14 protein-coding genes are annotated in these 15,265 nt (G+C 68.8%); 10 read left to right on the top strand and 4 right to left on the bottom strand.

Annotation, left to right across the window (positions count from 1 at the left end; translation table 11 throughout):
- Positions 1-10: 10 nt before the first annotated feature.
- From M9917_RS12435 to M9917_RS12425, 3 genes are all read left to right on the top strand, one after another.
- The gene (locus tag M9917_RS12435; RefSeq protein ID WP_297254089.1) at positions 11-1,198 is read left to right on the top strand and encodes a CaiB/BaiF CoA transferase family protein; all 1,188 of its coding nucleotides are present in this window, start codon (positions 11-13) and stop codon (positions 1,196-1,198) included.
- Complete coding sequence (locus M9917_RS12430) at positions 1,191-2,867, top strand: thiamine pyrophosphate-binding protein (RefSeq protein ID WP_297254087.1); 1,677 nt, start codon at positions 1,191-1,193, stop codon at positions 2,865-2,867. Before M9917_RS12435 ends, M9917_RS12430 begins: the two co-directional genes overlap by 8 nt.
- A 95-nt stretch (positions 2,868-2,962) precedes the next feature.
- The gene (locus tag M9917_RS12425) at positions 2,963-3,454 is read left to right on the top strand and encodes a hypothetical protein (RefSeq protein WP_297254085.1); all 492 of its coding nucleotides are present in this window, start codon (positions 2,963-2,965) and stop codon (positions 3,452-3,454) included.
- A gap of 52 nt (positions 3,455-3,506) precedes the next feature.
- Here the strand turns inward: M9917_RS12425 and tal are convergent, their stop codons facing one another.
- Together tal and M9917_RS12415 are read right to left on the bottom strand one after the other, a co-directional pair.
- Complete coding sequence (tal, locus tag M9917_RS12420; RefSeq protein ID WP_297254084.1) at positions 3,507-4,463, bottom strand: transaldolase; 957 nt, start codon at positions 4,461-4,463, stop codon at positions 3,507-3,509.
- A 118-nt stretch (positions 4,464-4,581) separates the two neighbouring features.
- Complete coding sequence (locus M9917_RS12415) at positions 4,582-5,511, bottom strand: LysR family transcriptional regulator (protein WP_297254082.1); 930 nt, start codon at positions 5,509-5,511, stop codon at positions 4,582-4,584.
- Between the two features lie 120 nt (positions 5,512-5,631).
- Here M9917_RS12415 and M9917_RS12410 point away from each other — a divergent pair, with 120 nt between their 5' ends.
- The 5 genes from M9917_RS12410 to nudC are packed head-to-tail and all read left to right on the top strand — an operon-like array spanning position 5,632 to position 10,758.
- Positions 5,632-7,128, top strand: a complete 1,497-nt coding sequence (locus M9917_RS12410; protein ID WP_297254081.1) for a CoA-acylating methylmalonate-semialdehyde dehydrogenase — start codon at positions 5,632-5,634, stop codon at positions 7,126-7,128.
- Positions 7,129-7,150: 22 nt separating this feature from the next.
- Positions 7,151-7,690 (top strand): hypothetical protein, encoded by a 540-nt coding sequence (locus tag M9917_RS12405; RefSeq protein WP_297254079.1) that lies wholly within the window; start codon positions 7,151-7,153, stop codon positions 7,688-7,690.
- A gap of 2 nt (positions 7,691-7,692) precedes the next feature.
- Positions 7,693-8,841 carry an isobutyryl-CoA dehydrogenase gene (locus tag M9917_RS12400; protein WP_465246380.1) on the top strand — a complete coding sequence of 383 codons (1,149 nt, stop codon included), beginning with the start codon at positions 7,693-7,695 and terminating at the stop codon, positions 8,839-8,841.
- Positions 8,842-8,867: 26 nt separating this feature from the next.
- Positions 8,868-9,755 (top strand): 3-hydroxyisobutyrate dehydrogenase, encoded by an 888-nt coding sequence (gene mmsB, locus M9917_RS12395; RefSeq protein WP_297254075.1) that lies wholly within the window; start codon positions 8,868-8,870, stop codon positions 9,753-9,755.
- Between the two features lie 43 nt (positions 9,756-9,798).
- The gene (nudC, locus tag M9917_RS12390) at positions 9,799-10,758 is read left to right on the top strand and encodes an NAD(+) diphosphatase (RefSeq protein WP_297254073.1); all 960 of its coding nucleotides are present in this window, start codon (positions 9,799-9,801) and stop codon (positions 10,756-10,758) included.
- A gap of 16 nt (positions 10,759-10,774) precedes the next feature.
- Here the strand turns inward: nudC and M9917_RS12385 are convergent, their stop codons facing one another.
- Together M9917_RS12385 and M9917_RS12380 are read right to left on the bottom strand one after the other, a co-directional pair.
- Positions 10,775-11,629, bottom strand: a complete 855-nt coding sequence (locus M9917_RS12385; RefSeq protein WP_297254071.1) for a prephenate dehydratase — start codon at positions 11,627-11,629, stop codon at positions 10,775-10,777.
- 121 nt (positions 11,630-11,750) lie between these two features.
- The gene (locus M9917_RS12380; protein ID WP_297254069.1) at positions 11,751-12,485 is read right to left on the bottom strand and encodes a 3-deoxy-manno-octulosonate cytidylyltransferase; all 735 of its coding nucleotides are present in this window, start codon (positions 12,483-12,485) and stop codon (positions 11,751-11,753) included.
- Between the two features lie 200 nt (positions 12,486-12,685).
- On the opposite strand from M9917_RS12380, the gene M9917_RS12375 reads away from it, so the two are divergent.
- Both M9917_RS12375 and M9917_RS12370 read left to right on the top strand, forming a co-directional pair.
- Positions 12,686-13,228 (top strand): c-type cytochrome, encoded by a 543-nt coding sequence (locus M9917_RS12375; protein ID WP_297254068.1) that lies wholly within the window; start codon positions 12,686-12,688, stop codon positions 13,226-13,228.
- 166 nt (positions 13,229-13,394) lie between these two features.
- A complete protein-coding gene (locus tag M9917_RS12370; protein WP_297254066.1) occupies positions 13,395-15,263 on the top strand; it encodes an extracellular solute-binding protein in 1,869 nt (622 codons plus the stop codon).
- Positions 15,264-15,265 lie beyond the last annotated feature (2 nt).

The raw sequence follows: 15,265 nt of genomic DNA, 5'->3' as shown, positions 1-15,265 counted from the left end.
GACCGCCACCATGGCGAGCCCGCCCCTCACCGGTCTGCGCGTCCTCGAACTGGCGCGCATCCTTGCAGGTCCCTGGATCGGCCAGCTCCTTGCCGATCTCGGCGCCGATGTCGTCAAGGTCGAGGCGCCCGACGGCGACGACACCCGCAAATGGGGGCCGCCCTTCGTCGAGGGCGCGGGCGAGGAACATCTCTCCGCCGCCTATTTCCACGCCGCCAATCGCGGCAAGCGCTCGATCACGGCCGATTTCCGCACGGCCGAGGGGCAGGCGCTGGTCCGGCGGCTTGCCGCCCATGCCGATGTGGTGATCGAGAACTTCAAGGTCGGCGGCCTGGAGAAATACGGGCTCGACGCCGCCTCGCTGCGGCGTGATTTCCCGCGGCTCATCTATTGCTCGGTCACCGGCTTCGGGCAGGACGGCCCCTATGCGCCGCGCGCCGGCTACGATTTCCTCGTCCAGGGCATGGGCGGGGCGATGTCGATCACCGGCGAGCCCGCCGGCCAGCCGATGAAGGCGGGCTATGCCGTCGCCGACATCTATACCGGGCTCTACGCCACGGTCGGCATCCTCTCGGCGCTGCGCCAGCGCGACATAACCGGCGAAGGGGCTGCGCTCGATCTCGCCTTGCTCGATGCGCAGGTCGCGGTGCTCGGCAACCAGGCGATGAACTATCTCGTCGGCGGCAAGCCGCCGCCACGGCTCGGCAACGCCCATCCCAACATCGTGCCCTACGACGTCTTCCCCGTCGCGGACGGCCACATCATCATCGCGACCGGCAATGACGGGCAGTGGCGCAAGCTCTGCGAGGTCCTTGGCGAGCCGGCGCTGGCCGAAGAGCCGGACTATCTCGACAACAAGTCGCGGGTGAAGAACCGCGTCGCGCTGACGGCGCGGCTGCACGCGCTCTGCCGGCGCCAGAGCAAGGCCGGGCTATTGGCCGGGCTCGAGAGGGTCGGCGTGCCGGCCGGGCCGATCAACGACATCGGCGAGGTCTTCGCCGATCCGCAGATCGTCGCGCGCGGCGTCCGGGTCGACCTGCCGAACGCGGCGGCGAAGGCGGGCTCGATCCCGACCGTCGCCTCGCCGATCGTGATGGACGGCGTCAGGCAGGTCGCCGGGCGGCCGAGCCCGCGGCTCGGCGAGCACGCCGACGAGATTTTGAACGACCCGGCCTGGGGAGGGCCGCAGCATGGCTAATCGCACCGGCGGGCAGATCCTCGTCGACCAGCTCATCCTCCATGGCGTGACCGACGCCTTCTGCGTGCCGGGCGAGAGCTATCTCGCCGTGCTCGACGCGCTGCACGACGCCAATATGAAGGTCACGATCTGCCGGGCCGAGGGCGGCGCCTGCATGATGGCGGAAGCCGCCGGCAAGCTCACGGCCAGGCCCGGCATCTGCTTCGTCACGCGCGGCCCCGGCGCCACCAACGCCTCGCCCGGCATCCATATCGCCGACCAGGACTCGACCCCGCTGATCCTCTTCGTCGGCCAGATCGAGCGCGGCATGCGCGAGCGCGAGGCCTTCCAGGAGCTGGACTACCGCGCCGTCTTCGGCACCATGACGAAATGGGCGACCGAGATCGACGATGCCGCGCGCATCCCGGAGATCATCAGCCGCGCCTTCCATGTCGCGACCTCGGGCCGGCCGGGCCCGGTGGTGATCGCGCTGCCAGAGGACGTGCTGACCGAGATCGCCGACGTCGCGGATGCGCAGCCCTACCAGGTCACCGAGCAGCACCCCTCGCCCGCGCAGATGCAGGACCTCGCCCGGCGCCTCGCCACGGCGAAATCGCCGGTCGCGATCCTCGGCGGCTCGCGCTGGAGCCCCGAGACGATCGCGCAGTTCCAGGCTTTCGCCGAGCGCTTCGATTTACCCGTCGCGGTCTCCTTCCGCCGCCAGATGCTGTTCCCGGCCGACCATCCCAATTTCGCCGGCGACCTCGGCATCGGCGTCAACCCGAAGCTCCTGGCGCGGATCAAGGAGAGCGACCTCGTCCTGCTCGTCGGCGGGCGGCTCTCGGAGATGCCGAGCCAGTCCTACACCCTGTTCGGCATCCCCGATCCGGGCCGGCCGCTGGTGCATGTCCATCCCGATCCGGAGGAGCTCGGCCGGGTCTATCGCCCGACGCTCGCGATCAACGCCTCGCCGGCCGGCTTCTGCGCCGCGCTTCAGACGATCGAGCCGCAAAAGCCCCTCGCCTGGGCCGGGGCGGCGGCTGAGGCACACGAAGCCTATATCGCCTGGAGCGAGCAGCCGGCACCGGTGCCGGGCGCCTTCCACCCCGGCGAGGTGGTGCGCTGGCTGCGCAGCCGGCTGCCCGACGACGCCATCCTGTGCAACGGCGCCGGCAACTACGCGACCTGGCTGCACCGCTTCCACCGCTTCAACAAATTCGCGACGCAGCTCGCCCCGACCTCCGGCTCGATGGGCTATGGCGTGCCGGCGGCGATCGGCGCCAAGCGGATCTTCCCGGAGCGGACCGTGGTCGCCTTCGCCGGCGACGGCTGCTTCCTGATGAACGGCCAGGATTTCGCGACGGCGGTGCAGTACGACCTGCCCGTCATCATCGTCCTGGTCGACAACGGCATGTACGGCACGATCCGCATGCATCAGGAGCGCGAATATCCCGGCCGCGTCTCGGCGACGACACTGAAGAACCCGGATTTCGCGGCTTATGCCCGCGCCTTCGGCGGCCATGGCGAGCGCGTCGAGACGACGGCGGAGTTCGCCCCGGCCTTCGAGCGCGCGGTGAAGAGCGGCAAGCCAGCGATCATCCACTGCCTGCTCGATCCCGAGGCGATCACCCCGGCGAAATCGCTCTCGACGATTCGGGCGGAGGCCTTCGCGGCGCAGGGCAAGGCGTAAGCGGCCGGAGCGAGAATCTTAACCTCGCCCGTGAACCCGGGCCGAACCTTTCGCGACCATTCGTCGTTGGTATGGCGACAGCGGAGGGCAAGGCGATGGCGGGCAACAGGATGGCGCGATGGGGACTCGCGGCGGCGTTTGCCTTCGCCGCCGCACCGGGGGCCGAAGCCGCCGGCCTGTTCGACGATCTGGCGCGTGCCCTGTTCGGCGGCGGGCCGCGGCTACGCGCCTCCCCGATCTACGAATTCGACGAGGCTCCGCGCATCCGCGCACCCCGCCCGCGCGCGCCGGAGGTTTCCGCGAAGCCCGCCCCGCCCGTCGTTCAGCTCGATCCGCAGACCGACCGGCACTGGTATCTCAAGGATCCGACGCTCCGGCGCGGCGACATCGTCGTCACCGCCGGCGGCGTGCTGGTCTATCGGGGCCGCGACGCCGATGCGATCGGCCCGGCCGATTTCGTCGCGCTGGGCGGCGGTGACGGCAAGGGCTGGAAGCAGCAATTGCAGAGCGCCGCCGCCGGCGGGCGCGCCCGCTTCGGGACCGAGGCGGCGCCGGCCAAGGCGGTGACGGCGGAAGCGGCTGAGTAAGGGCGCAGCCATCGTCATTCCGGGGCGCGTTTCCGCCAAAAGCGGCGCCGGCTCAGCCGAGCTTGCCGGCGACGAGCTTGCGCAGGCCGCGCAGATCCTTGACGAAGCCACGGATGCCTTCGGCGAGTTTCTCGGTCGCCATCGCATCCTCGTTCATCGCGAAGCGGAAAGCCTTCTCGTCGAAGGTGAGCCGGGCCGGCGCCTCGCCCGGCGCGTCCGGCTTGAGCCGGCGCGGCAGCTCGCCGTTCGCCGCGGCGAGCTCGTCGAGCAGGCCCGGCCCGATGGTCAGGCGATCGCAGCCGGCCAGCGCCTCGATCTCGCCGGTGTTGCGGAAGGAGGCGCCCATCACCACCGTCTTGATGCCGTGGGTCTTGTAATAGGCATGGATGGTCTTGACCGAGACGACGCCGGGATCGGTCTCGGGCGTATAGGGGCCGCCGCCGGCCTTGACGTGCCAGTCGAGGATGCGCCCGACGAAGGGCGAGATCAGGAAGGCGCCGGCCTCCGCCGCCGCGACCGCCTGCGGCAGGGCGAAGAGCAGCGTCAGGTTGCAGTCGATGCCCTCGCCCTGCAGGACCTTCGCTGCCTGCAGGCCCTCCCAGGTCGAGGCGATCTTGATCAGGATGCGCTCGCGCCCGACGCCGCGCTCCTTGTAGGCCGCGATGACGGCGCGCGCCTTTTCGATGGTCGCTTGCGTATCGAAGGAGAGATCGGCGTCGACCTCGGTCGAGACGCGGCCGGGCACGATGCCGGCGAGCTCCGCGCCGAAGCTCACCGCGAGGCGATCGCAGACGGCATGGACCGCCTTGTTGCCGCCGCCCTGCTTCCTGCCCCAGCCGATCGCCTCCTCGACGAGATGGGCATAGGCCGGCGTCTCGACCGCCTTCAGGATCAGCGTCGGGTTGGTGGTGCAGTCGACCGGCTTCAGCCGGCGCACGGCCTCGATGTCGCCGGTGTCGGCGACGACGGTCGTCATCTGGCGGAGCTGTTCGAGCTTGGAAGCGGTCATCACATCATCCTCGGATCAGTCTTCTTGTCATGTTCACATAATGTGGCGTCTGTTCGCCGCCATGGCGAGAGCGATAAAGCAGCTCCGCCATGCGGCGGGCCGTCCCACCCCGCGCTCGCTATTGCGCGGCGATGCGCGGTTCGGGCCTGTGCTCGCCCATCATGAGGGCGCGCGCGGCCCTGGCTTCACGGACGATGAAATCGGCGATCGCCCTGACCCGCGCGACATCCTTCAGATCGGCATGGACGAGCAGCCAGAAGGAACGCGCGATCGTGACCGTCTCGGGCAGGACGGGGACGAGGCGCGGATTCCCTTCCGCCATGAAGTGATGGATCACGCCTATGCCGGCGCCGGCCGCGACCGCGTTCATCTGGGCGATCACGCTCGAGCTCTGGACATGGGCGCGCAGGCCCTTGGCGACCTCGTCGAGATAGTCGAGCTCGGGCGAGAAGATCAGGTCGTCGATATAGCCGATGATGCGGTGCTGGAAGAGGTCCTCCGGTTTCGTCACCGGCGCCATCGCGGCAAGATAGCCCGGCGCGGCGTAGAGGCCCAGCCGATAGTCGCAGAGCTTGCGGGCGACAACCTTGCCCTCCTTGGGCGGAGCGAGCGTGATCGCGACATCGGCCTCGCGCTTCGACAGCGACAGCAGGCGCGGCATCGCGATGAGCTGGATCTCCAGCCCCGGATAGGCCTTCGCGAACAGCGCCAGCCGCGGCGCCAGGAACGAGGTGCCGAAACCGTCCGGCGCGCCGATCCTGACGATGCCCGACAACGCCATGTCCGCGCCGCCGATATCGCTCTGGATCGCCAGCGCCTCGGTCTCCATCGTCTCGGCCTTGGCGAGCAGGCGCTCGCCATGCGCCGTCAGCGTGTAGCCCTGCGGGCGGCGCTCGAACAGCTTGGCCTTCAGCGCCTCCTCCAGCGCGGTGACGCGGCGCGAGACCGTGGCATGGTCGGCGCCGAGCCGGCGCGCCGCCGCCGTCAGCCGGCCCGAGCGCGCCACGGCGAGGAAAAAGCGCAGATCGTCCCAGTCGAAGCGCTCCAACGCTCTCTCCGTATTTGTGTTTGCGCACAACAAACGGTTTAGCATCGCTATAGCCGTGCGCAAACGAGAATGATAGGGAGAGGCGAGATCACCACATCATCGCTTCGCAGGGAGGGCGCCATGCGTCAGGTCGGACATTTCATCGGCGGCAAGCAGGTCGCGGGCACCTCGGGCCGCACGGCCGATATCTACCAGCCGATGGACGGCTCGGTCATCGGCAAGGTGGCGCTCGCCTCCCCGGCCGAGCTCGACGCCGCGGTGCGCGACGCCGCCGAGGCGCAGCCGAAATGGGCGGCGGTCAACCCGCAGCGCCGCGCCCGCGTGCTGATGCGGTTCCTCGACCTGATCGCCCAGAACAACGACGCGCTCGCCGATCTGCTCGCCCGCGAGCACGGCAAGACCATCCCCGACGCGAAGGGCGACATCCAGCGCGGCGTCGAGGTGCTGGAATATTCGCTCGGCATCCCCGGCCTGATGAAGGGCGAGTTCACCGACGGCGCCGGCCCCGGCATCGACATCTATTCGATGCGCCAGCCGCTCGGCGTGGTGGCGGGCATCACGCCCTTCAACTTCCCGGCGATGATCCCGCTGTGGAAGCTCGGCCCGGCCATCGCCTGCGGCAACGCCTTCATCCTGAAGCCGTCCGAGCGCGATCCCGGCGTGCCGATGCGGCTGGCCGAGCTCTTCGTCGAGGCGGGCGGGCATCCCGGCATCCTCAACGTGGTCAACGGCGACAAGGAGGCGGTCGACGCCATCCTCGACCATCCCGAGATCAAGGCGGTCGGCTTCGTCGGCTCGACCCCGATCGCGGAATACATCTATGCGCGCGGCTGCGCCGCCGGAAAGCGCGTGCAGTGCTTCGGCGGCGCCAAGAACCACATGATCATCATGCCCGACGCCGACATGGACCAGACGGTCGATGCGCTGATCGGCGCCGGCTACGGCTCGGCCGGCGAGCGTTGCATGGCGATCTCGGTCGCGGTCCCGGTCGGCAAGGCGACCGCCGACGAACTGGTCAGGCGCCTGATCCCGCGCGTCGAGAGCCTCAAGATCGGCCCCTCGACCGACGCGAGCGCCGATTACGGCCCGGTCGTGACCAGGGCGGCGATGGAGAAGATCAAGGCTTACGTCGATATCGGCGTCAAGGAAGGCGCCAAGCTCCTGGTCGACGGCCGCGACTTCAGGATGCAGGGCTACGAGAACGGCTTCTATGTCGGCGGCTGCCTGTTCGACAACGTCACCAAGGACATGCGCATCTACAAGGAGGAGATCTTCGGCCCGGTCCTCTCGGTGCTGCGCGCCGAGAGCTATGACGAGGCGCTGAAGCTCACCAACGACCACGAATACGGCAACGGCACCGCGATCTTCACCCGCGACGGCGACGCGGCGCGCGACTTCGCCTCGAAGGTCCAGGTCGGCATGGTCGGCATCAACCTGCCGATCCCGGTGCCGCTGGCCTATTACACCTTCGGCGGCTGGAAGCGCTCCGCCTTCGGCGACCTCAACCAGCACGGGCCGGACTCGATCCGCTTCTACACCAAGACCAAGACGGTGACGGCGCGCTGGCCGAGCGGTATCAAGGACGGTGCGAGCTTCGTCATCCCGACGATGAGCTGAGGCACCACCGACGGAGGAGGCCATGGAGCGATCGCTGCGCATCATCGCATCGCTCGCCCTCCTCTGCGGCACGCTGCCGGCCCGGGCGGCCGGCCCCGCGCCGGACGCCACCCCCACCGCCGGCGATGCGCTCTGCGAACCCGGCGCGTTTCTCCTCGACGAAGCGCAACGCGCCTACTGCCAGGAGCTCTGGCGGCAGCGGATCGAGGCCGCGCGCGAACGCAGCCGCAGCCTCGTCCGGCAGGCGATCGAGGAAAGCCGGCTCAGGCGCGAGCATGCGGCGAGCCTGCCGCCACCCCCTCGCGCGCCCGTGACGGTCGAGACTTTCCTGAACGGCGATCTCGCCTATGGCGACGTGGTCGTCACCGACAAGGGACCGCGCGTCTTCGTCGGCGAGGCCGGAGAGCCGCCGAGACCTGAGGATTTCGTCGCGCTCGACTCGGCCCGCTCGCCGCATCGCGGGCGCGTCGGATCCTATGACGGGGCTTACCCGCAGCCGCGGCGCCCGCCGGGCGTGAAGCCGCGGCCCGCTACCTCCAGCCAGCAGGAGCGCCGACCGTGAGCCTGTTTTCCCTGACCGAGGATCAGATCGCCATCCGCGCGATGGCGCAGGACTTCGCCACCGCGACGCTCGCGCCCCATGCCGCGCGCTGGGACGAGGAGAAGCATTTCCCGGTCGCGGAGATGCGGGCCGCCGCGGCGCTGGGCATGGGCGGCATCTATGTCCGCGACGATGTCGGCGGCTCGGACCTGACCCGCCTCGACGCGGCGCTGATCTTCGAGGCGCTCTCGACCGGCTGCCCGACGGTCGCGGCCTTCATCTCGATCCAGAACATGTGCGGCTGGATGATCGACCGCTACGGCAGCGACGAGCAGCGCCGGCGCTTCCTGCCGAAGCTCACCAGCATGGAACATCTGGCGAGCTATTGCCTGACCGAGCCGGGCTCCGGCTCCGACGCCGCCGCGCTGAAGACGAGGGCGGTCCTGGACGGCGACCATTACGTCCTCGACGGGGTAAAGCAGTTCATCTCCGGCGCCGGCGTCTCCGACATCTACGTCGTGATGGCGCGCACCGGCGAGGCCGGTCCTGCCGGCATCTCGACGATCGTGGTCGAGAAGGACACGCCCGGCCTCTCCTTCGGCGCCAACGAGAAGAAGATGGGCTGGAACGCCCAGCCGACGCGGGCCGTGATCTTCGAGAACTGCCGTGTGCCGGTGGCCAACCGCCTAGGCCCGGAGGGCATCGGCTTCAAGATCGCCATGGCCGGGCTCGATGGCGGCCGGCTCAATATCGGCGCCTGCTCGCTCGGCGGGGCGCAGAGCGCGCTCGACAAGGCCATCGCCTATGCCGGGGAGCGCAAGGCTTTCGGCTCACCGATCGCCGATTTCCAGGCCCTGCAGTTCAAGCTCGCCGACATGGCGACCGAGCTCGAGGCGGCGCGCAGCCTGTTGTGGCGCGCCGCCGCAGCCCTCGACGCCAAGGCTGAGGACGCGACGAAGCTCTGCGCCATGGCCAAGCGCGTCGCGACCGATACCGGCTTCACGGTCGCCAACCACGCCCTGCAGATCCATGGCGGCTACGGCTATCTCGCCGATTACGGCATCGAGAAGATCGTCCGGGACCTGCGCGTCCACCAGATCCTCGAAGGCACCAACGAGGTGATGCGGATGATCGTCGCGCGCGGGCTGGTGGGGCGGGCGAAGGGGAATTGAGGCGCGTGGGAACGGAGAGACGCAGCATGACCAGCATCGCCTTCATCGGCCTCGGCCACATGGGCGGCCCGATGGCCGGCAACCTCGTCAAGGCCGGGCATGGCATCACGGCCTTCGATCTGGCGCAGGCATCGATGGATGCCGCCGCCGAGACCGGCGTCGGCATCGCCGCCTCGGCGAGGCAGGCCGTCGCCGATGCCGAGATCGTCGTGACGATGCTGCCGGCCGGCAAGCATGTGCTCTCGGTCTGGGCCGATATCCTGCCGGCGGTGAAGCCCGGCACGCTCATGATCGATTCCTCGACCATAGACGTCGAGAGCGCCCGCAAGGCCCATGGGCTCGCAGCCGAACACGGCTGCGAAGCGCTCGACGCCCCCGTCTCGGGCGGCACCGGCGGCGCCAGGGGCGCGACGCTGACCTTCATGGTCGGCGGCAGCGAGGATGCCTTCGCCCGCGGCGAGCCTGTCCTCGCCCGGATGGGGCGCAGAATCGTGCATTGCGGCGGCCCCGGCAACGGCCAGGCGGCGAAGATCTGCAACAACATGATCCTCGGCATCTCGATGATCGGCGTCTGCGAGGCCTTCGTGCTCGCCGAGAAGCTCGGCCTGTCGCATCAGGCCCTGTTCGACGTCGCCGCGACCTCCTCGGGCCAGTGCTGGTCGCTGACGACCTATTGCCCGGTGCCGGGGCCGGTCCCGACCTCGCCCGCCAACCACGACTACAGGCCGGGCTTCGCCTCGGCGCTGATGCTGAAGGACCTGAAGCTCGCGCAGGAGGCGGCGCAGGCGGTGGGCGCCGCGACCCCGCTCGGCGCGGCCGCGGCCCAGCTCTTCGGGCTGCATAACGCCTGGGGCGAAGGCGGCAGCGATTTCTCCGCCATCGTCCAGCTTCTGCGCGGCCGGGGGTCCGCGTGAGGCGCGCTTGCGCGACATGGCGTCGCGGGTCTAGACCCGGGGCATGAACGACGCTTCCCCGCCCCGCCGCGAACGCTCCTCCCTGACCGGCTTCGCGATCAACCGGCTCGACCGGCGCGAGGACCTGCGCAACAAGCCCGATGCGGTGACGGCGCTGCGCCACCGCTCGGATACGCGCATCGCCGCCGTCGCCGGCGAGACGCCGATCCTCAAGCGCCTCGACGGCGAGGCGCTCACCGTCTGGTTCAGTCATGGCGAGACCGAGATGCTCGGCCCGGCCGCCGAAGAGATCTTCATGGGGCTCGCCGAGGACGGGACGCCGCGCTTCGCCCGCCTCATCGACAAGGCGCTGATCGACCCGCTGAAGGAGCGCCCGGAGCTGTTCCTGACCGATCTGCGCTCGGTCGCGCTGAAGCGCATCGTGCCGGAGGAGGAAATCGGGCCGCTCGGCGAGGCCAAGGCCGTGCTCGACTGGCACGCGCGGCACCGCCTCTGCGCTCAGTGCGGCGGGGCGACCGTCGCCGGCGCCTCGGGCTGGCGGCGCGAATGCACCGCCTGCGGCGCGCTGCATTTCCCGCGCACCGACCCGGTCGTGATCATGCTGGTGACGCATGGCGACGCCTGCCTGCTGGCACGGCAGGCCCGTTTCGCGCCTGGCATGTATTCCTGCATCGCCGGCTTCGTCGAACCGGGCGAGACGCTCGAGGACGCGGTCAGGCGCGAGAGCTGGGAGGAGGCCGGCCTCAGGGTCGGCACCGTGCGCTACCTCGCCTCGCAGCCCTGGCCCTTCCCCTCCTCGATCATGATCGGCTGCATCGCCGAGGCACTGGGCGAAGAGATAACGCTCGACATGACGGAGCTGGAAGCCGGGCGCTGGTTCACGCGCGAGGAGGTCCTCCAGATGCTGGAAGGCCGCCATCCCGACGGGCTCGGCTGCCCGCAGCACATCGCCATCGCCAACACGCTGGTCAGGGCCTGGGCGCTCGACGGCGAGAGGGCCTGAGCGCTCAATCGAGCCGTTACTCCCCCGCTTCCTCGATCGTCGAGCGGAAGTCGCTGGCGGGATAGACGCCCATGATCTTCGTCTCCTTGGAGAAATAGGAGAGTTCGTCGAGCGCGCGCCTGAGCCCGGGATCGTCGGGATGGCCCTCGACATCGGCATAGAACATCGTCGCCGAGAACAGCCCGTCGACCATGTAGCTTTCGAGCTTGGTCATGTTGATGCCGTTGGTGGCGAAGCCGCCCATCGCCTTGTAGAGCGCGGCCGGGATGTTGCGGACGCGGAACATCAGGGTGGTGACCGTCTTGCCAGCGCCCTGGCGGGCATATTCGGGATATTTCGACAGCACGACGAAGCGCGTGGTGTTGTGCTTCTCGTCCTCGATGTCCTCCATCAGGATGTCGAGGCCGTAGACCTCCGCCGCGATGCGCGGCGCGATGGCCGCCCGCGTCGGATCGGCCGCCTCGGCGACCTGGCGGGCGGAGCCGGCGGTGTCGGCCGCGACCTCGGCCCTGAGGCCGAGCTTGCGGATGATCTTGCGGCACTGGCCGAGCGCGTGGATATGGCTCTGGACCGTCTGGATCGTCGCCAGCGTCGCGCCCTTGCCTGCCATCAGGTGGAAGCGGATCGGCAGGAAGTGCTCGCCGACGATATGCAGCCCCGAACGCGGCAGGAGATGGTGGATATCGGCGACACGGCCGGCGATCGAGTTGTCGATCGGGATCATGCCGTAGCGCGCCTTGCCGTCGCTGACGGCGGAGAGCGCGTCCTCGAAGGTGGCGCAGGGCAGAAGCTCGCAGTCCGGAAAGACCTGGATGGCGGCCTGCGAGGAGAAGGCTCCGGGCTCACCCTGATAAGACACGACGACGGACATGGGACGACTTCAGGCTCCTCAAGAGCATTTTCGAACGAAGTGGGCACCGGTTCGCGTGAAGAAAATGCGGCAAGACAAGAATCTAGGGCAATTCCGCGGTTCAGGGAAACGCGGAATTGCCCTAGCTGGATTTCAGGATCGCGCGGGCGCGATCGAGATCGGGGGGGGTGTCGACGCCGCGCGGCACTTGGTCGATGACCATGGCGTCGATGCGCATGCCGTCCTCGAGCGCGCGAAGCTGCTCGAGGCTCTCGCGCAGCTCCAGCGGCGATTGCGGCAGGCCGACGAAACGGTCGAGCGCGGCGCGGCGATAGGCGTAGAGGCCGACATGGTGGTAGAGCGGCCCCTCGCCCGCCGGCGCCCTGGCGCGGGTGAAGTAGAGCGCGCGCAGATGGCCCGGAGCGATCTCGCTGCCGACGAGCTTGACGACGCTCGGCGCCGTCTTCTCCTCCTCCTCGGTGATCACGCCGGCGAGCGTCGCGATGTCCACGGCCGGATCGGCGAGCGGCTTCACCGCCGCGGCGATGGCCGAGGGCGCGAGCGTCGGGAAATCGCCCTGCACATTGACGATGATGTCGTAATGCCGCTGCGGATCGAGGATATCGGCGGCTTCCTTGATCCGGTCGGAGCCGGTCTGGTGGTGGGCGCCGGTCATCACCGCCTTGCCGCCGGCCGCCGCGATCGCCGCCGCGATCTCGGCTGAGTCCGTCGCCACGGCGACGTCGCCCGCCCCGGATTCGACGGCGCGGCGCCAGACATGCACGATCATCGGCTCGCCATGGATGTCGGCCAGCGGCTTGCCGGGCAGGCGCGTCGCCTGCATGCGGGCCGGGATCAGGATCAGCGGAAGGGCCATTTTCTGCAGCGTTCCCGGCTGGGCGCCGCCGCGGAAACCCGTGGCGGCAAAAAGTCTCAAACGGTGCGCGCTTATACGAGTTGCAATGAAGCGCGCAAAGCGGTTAAGCAACGGCGTAGGCTGGAGCCTTTCGAGACTCCGGCCAAGCGCTATCTCGTCTCCCGCGCCTTTCGCCGCGGAGGGCAGCAGGGTCGGACAGGATGAACATCGAAGCCAACAAGATCGCCGGCGCGGTTCTCTCCACGCTGCTCGTCGTGATGGGCCTCAACATGACGGCGGGCATCGTCTTCGCGCCGAAGAAGCCGGTGGTGCCGGGCTTCGATCTGCCGAGCGAGGAAGCGTCCGCCGGCGGCGGCACCGCCGCCGCGCCCGCCGCGGAGGAGCCGATCGCGGTGCGCCTCGCCAAGGCCGACGTCGCCAAGGGCGAGAAGGCCACCGCCGCCTGCAAGGCCTGCCACACCTTCGACAAGGGCGGGGCCAACAAGGTCGGCCCGCATCTCTTCGGCGTCTTCGGCCGCAACGAGGGCGCGGTCGACGGCTTCGGCTATTCGGCCGCGATGAAGGGCCGCACCGACAAGACCTGGGACGCCGACGCGCTCGACCACTTCCTGAAGAGCCCGAAGGCTTACGTGCCCGGCACCGCCATGGCCTTCGCCGGCATCGCCAAGCCCGAGACCCGCGCCGACGTCATCGCCTATCTGAACTCGCTGGCGGATTCGCCGCAGCCGCTGCCGAAGCCCTGACGACAGGCCGGCCACCGACGAATCGACGATCACAAAGCCGGGCCCTGCCCGGCTTTTTCTCATCGCGCCTTGCCTGCGCCTTGCGCATGCCCGCACAATCCGCATTACGGTCACCCGCCGCGCGGGCGAGACAGGACGGCGGCGAATCGGACGGAGACGCGAAACCATGCGCAGGCGCATCACACGCCGCGGATTTCTGGAAGCGGCAGGCACCGCCGCGGTCGCGGGCATCCTGCCCGGCCCGGCCGGAACGGGGCTGGCGCAGGAAAGGGAAGCGCACGGGCTCTCGACCTTCGGCGAGCTCGCCCTGCCCCCGGACTTCCCGCATTTTCCCTATGTGAACCCCAAGGCTCCCAAGGGCGGGAGCTTGACCGTCCAGATCAAGAGCCGCTCCGGCAACCAGGGCGCCGACAGCTTCGACACCCTGAACATCTTCGTGCTGCAGGGCAGCGGCGCCGCCGGGATGGACGCCTGCTTCGACAGCCTGATGTCCGGCTCGGGCGACGAGCCCGGCGCGCTCTACGGGCTCCTGGCGAAAAGCGTCGCGGCCTCGCCCGACAGGCTGAGCTATCGTTTCCGGCTGAGGCCCGAGGCCCGCTTCCATGACGGCTCGCGCGTCACCGCAGCCGACGTCGCCTTCTCGATGAACATCCTGAAGACGAAGGGCCATCCCTCCTATCGCATGATGCTGAGCGAGCTCGTCTCGTCCGTCGCCGAGGGCGAGGACATCGTCGTGGTGACGTTGTCGCCCCGGCGCAGCCGCGATCTGCACCTCGTCGTCGCGGGATTGCCGGTCTTCTCCGAAAAATTCTGGTCGACCCGCAATTTCGAGGCCTCGACGCTGGAGCCGCCGCTGGGCTCCGGCGCCTACAAGGTCGGCCGCTTCGAGCAGGGCCGCTTCATCGAATTCGAGCGCGTGCCCGATTATTGGGCGAAAGACCTGCCGGTGAATGTCGGCCTCAATAATTTCGACCGGGTGCGCTGGGAATATTTCCGCGACCGCCAGGTGGCGTTCGAGGCCTTCAAGAGCGGATCGATCACCTTCAACGAGGAGTTCACCTCGAAATTCTGGGCGACGGCCTATGACTTCCCCGCCGTGCATGAAGGCAAGGTCAGGAAGGAGACCTTCAAGCGCACCGCGCCGGTCGGCTCGCAGGGGTGGATCTTCAATCTCAGGCGGAAGAAATTCTCCGATCCGCGCATTCGCGAAGCGCTGGGGCTGGCTTTCGATTTCGAATGGACCAACCGCAACATCATGTTCGGCCTCTATAGCCGCATGACCTCCTATTTCGAGAATTCCGACTCCAAGGCGGCCGGGAAACCCTCGGAAGCGGAATTGGCCCTGCTCGAGCCGTTCCGGGGCAAGGTTCCCGACGAGGTCTTCGGCGAGCCCTGGCTGCCGCCCGTCTCGAACGGCTCCGGCAGCGACCGCAACCTGTTGCAGCGCGCCGACGAGATGCTGCGGGCCGCCGGCTGCAAGCGCGACGGCAGCAACCTGAAGCTGCCCGACGGCCAACCCTTCGAGATCGAGTTCCTCGACTCGCAAACCGTGCTCCAGCCTCATACGCAGCCGTTCCAGGCCAATCTCAAGCGGCTGGGCATCCGCGCCACCTCGCGCATCGTCGACGATTCGCAATATCAGCGCCGGGTCGACGATTTCGAGTTCGACGTGATCAGCCGCGCGCTCGGCGGCAGCGCGATCCCCAGCGACACCCTGCGCATCGTCTACGGCTCGGAGGCCGCGAAGACGCGCGGTTCGCTCAATGCCGGAGGCGTTTCGGACCCCGCCATCGATGCGATGATCCAGCGGATCGGCCAGGCGGACAGCTACGCCGAGGTGGTCGTCGCCGCGAAATGCCTCGACCGGCTTTTACGCGCCGGCCGCTACTGGATCCCGATGTGGTGGAACCCGGGCGAATGGATCGCCTATTGGGACATGTACGACCGGCCAGAGACCAAGCCGAAATACGGCTCCGGCGCGCCGGGGATCTGGTGGTACGACGCCGAGAAGGCCAAGCGGATCGGAAAGGCGTGAGC

Source organism: Bosea sp. (in: a-proteobacteria) (assembly GCF_023953965.1).
Taxonomy (GTDB): Bacteria; Pseudomonadota; Alphaproteobacteria; order Rhizobiales; family Beijerinckiaceae; genus Allobosea.
The sequence above is the reverse complement of the archived record's forward strand: the minus strand, read 5'-3'. Positions and strand labels throughout refer to the sequence as shown.

Bases quoted from the DNA above. Each gene is read 5' to 3' on its own strand.
- M9917_RS12425 (WP_297254085.1), top strand. From the start codon at position 2,963: ATGGCGGGCAACAGGATGGCGCGATGGGGACTCGCGGCGGCGTTTGCC.
- M9917_RS12430 (WP_297254087.1), top strand. From the start codon at position 1,191: ATGGCTAATCGCACCGGCGGGCAGATCCTCGTCGACCAGCTCATCCTC.
- M9917_RS12435 (WP_297254089.1), top strand. From the start codon at position 11: ATGGCGAGCCCGCCCCTCACCGGTCTGCGCGTCCTCGAACTGGCGCGC.
- M9917_RS12370 (WP_297254066.1), top strand. From the start codon at position 13,395: ATGCGCAGGCGCATCACACGCCGCGGATTTCTGGAAGCGGCAGGCACC.
- M9917_RS12380 (WP_297254069.1), bottom strand. From the start codon at position 12,485: ATGGCCCTTCCGCTGATCCTGATCCCGGCCCGCATGCAGGCGACGCGC.
- M9917_RS12385 (WP_297254071.1), bottom strand. From the start codon at position 11,629: ATGTCCGTCGTCGTGTCTTATCAGGGTGAGCCCGGAGCCTTCTCCTCG.
- M9917_RS12375 (WP_297254068.1), top strand. From the start codon at position 12,686: ATGAACATCGAAGCCAACAAGATCGCCGGCGCGGTTCTCTCCACGCTG.
- tal (WP_297254084.1), bottom strand. From the start codon at position 4,463: ATGACCGCTTCCAAGCTCGAACAGCTCCGCCAGATGACGACCGTCGTC.
- M9917_RS12405 (WP_297254079.1), top strand. From the start codon at position 7,151: ATGGAGCGATCGCTGCGCATCATCGCATCGCTCGCCCTCCTCTGCGGC.
- M9917_RS12410 (WP_297254081.1), top strand. From the start codon at position 5,632: ATGCGTCAGGTCGGACATTTCATCGGCGGCAAGCAGGTCGCGGGCACC.
- mmsB (WP_297254075.1), top strand. From the start codon at position 8,868: ATGACCAGCATCGCCTTCATCGGCCTCGGCCACATGGGCGGCCCGATG.
- nudC (WP_297254073.1), top strand. From the start codon at position 9,799: ATGAACGACGCTTCCCCGCCCCGCCGCGAACGCTCCTCCCTGACCGGC.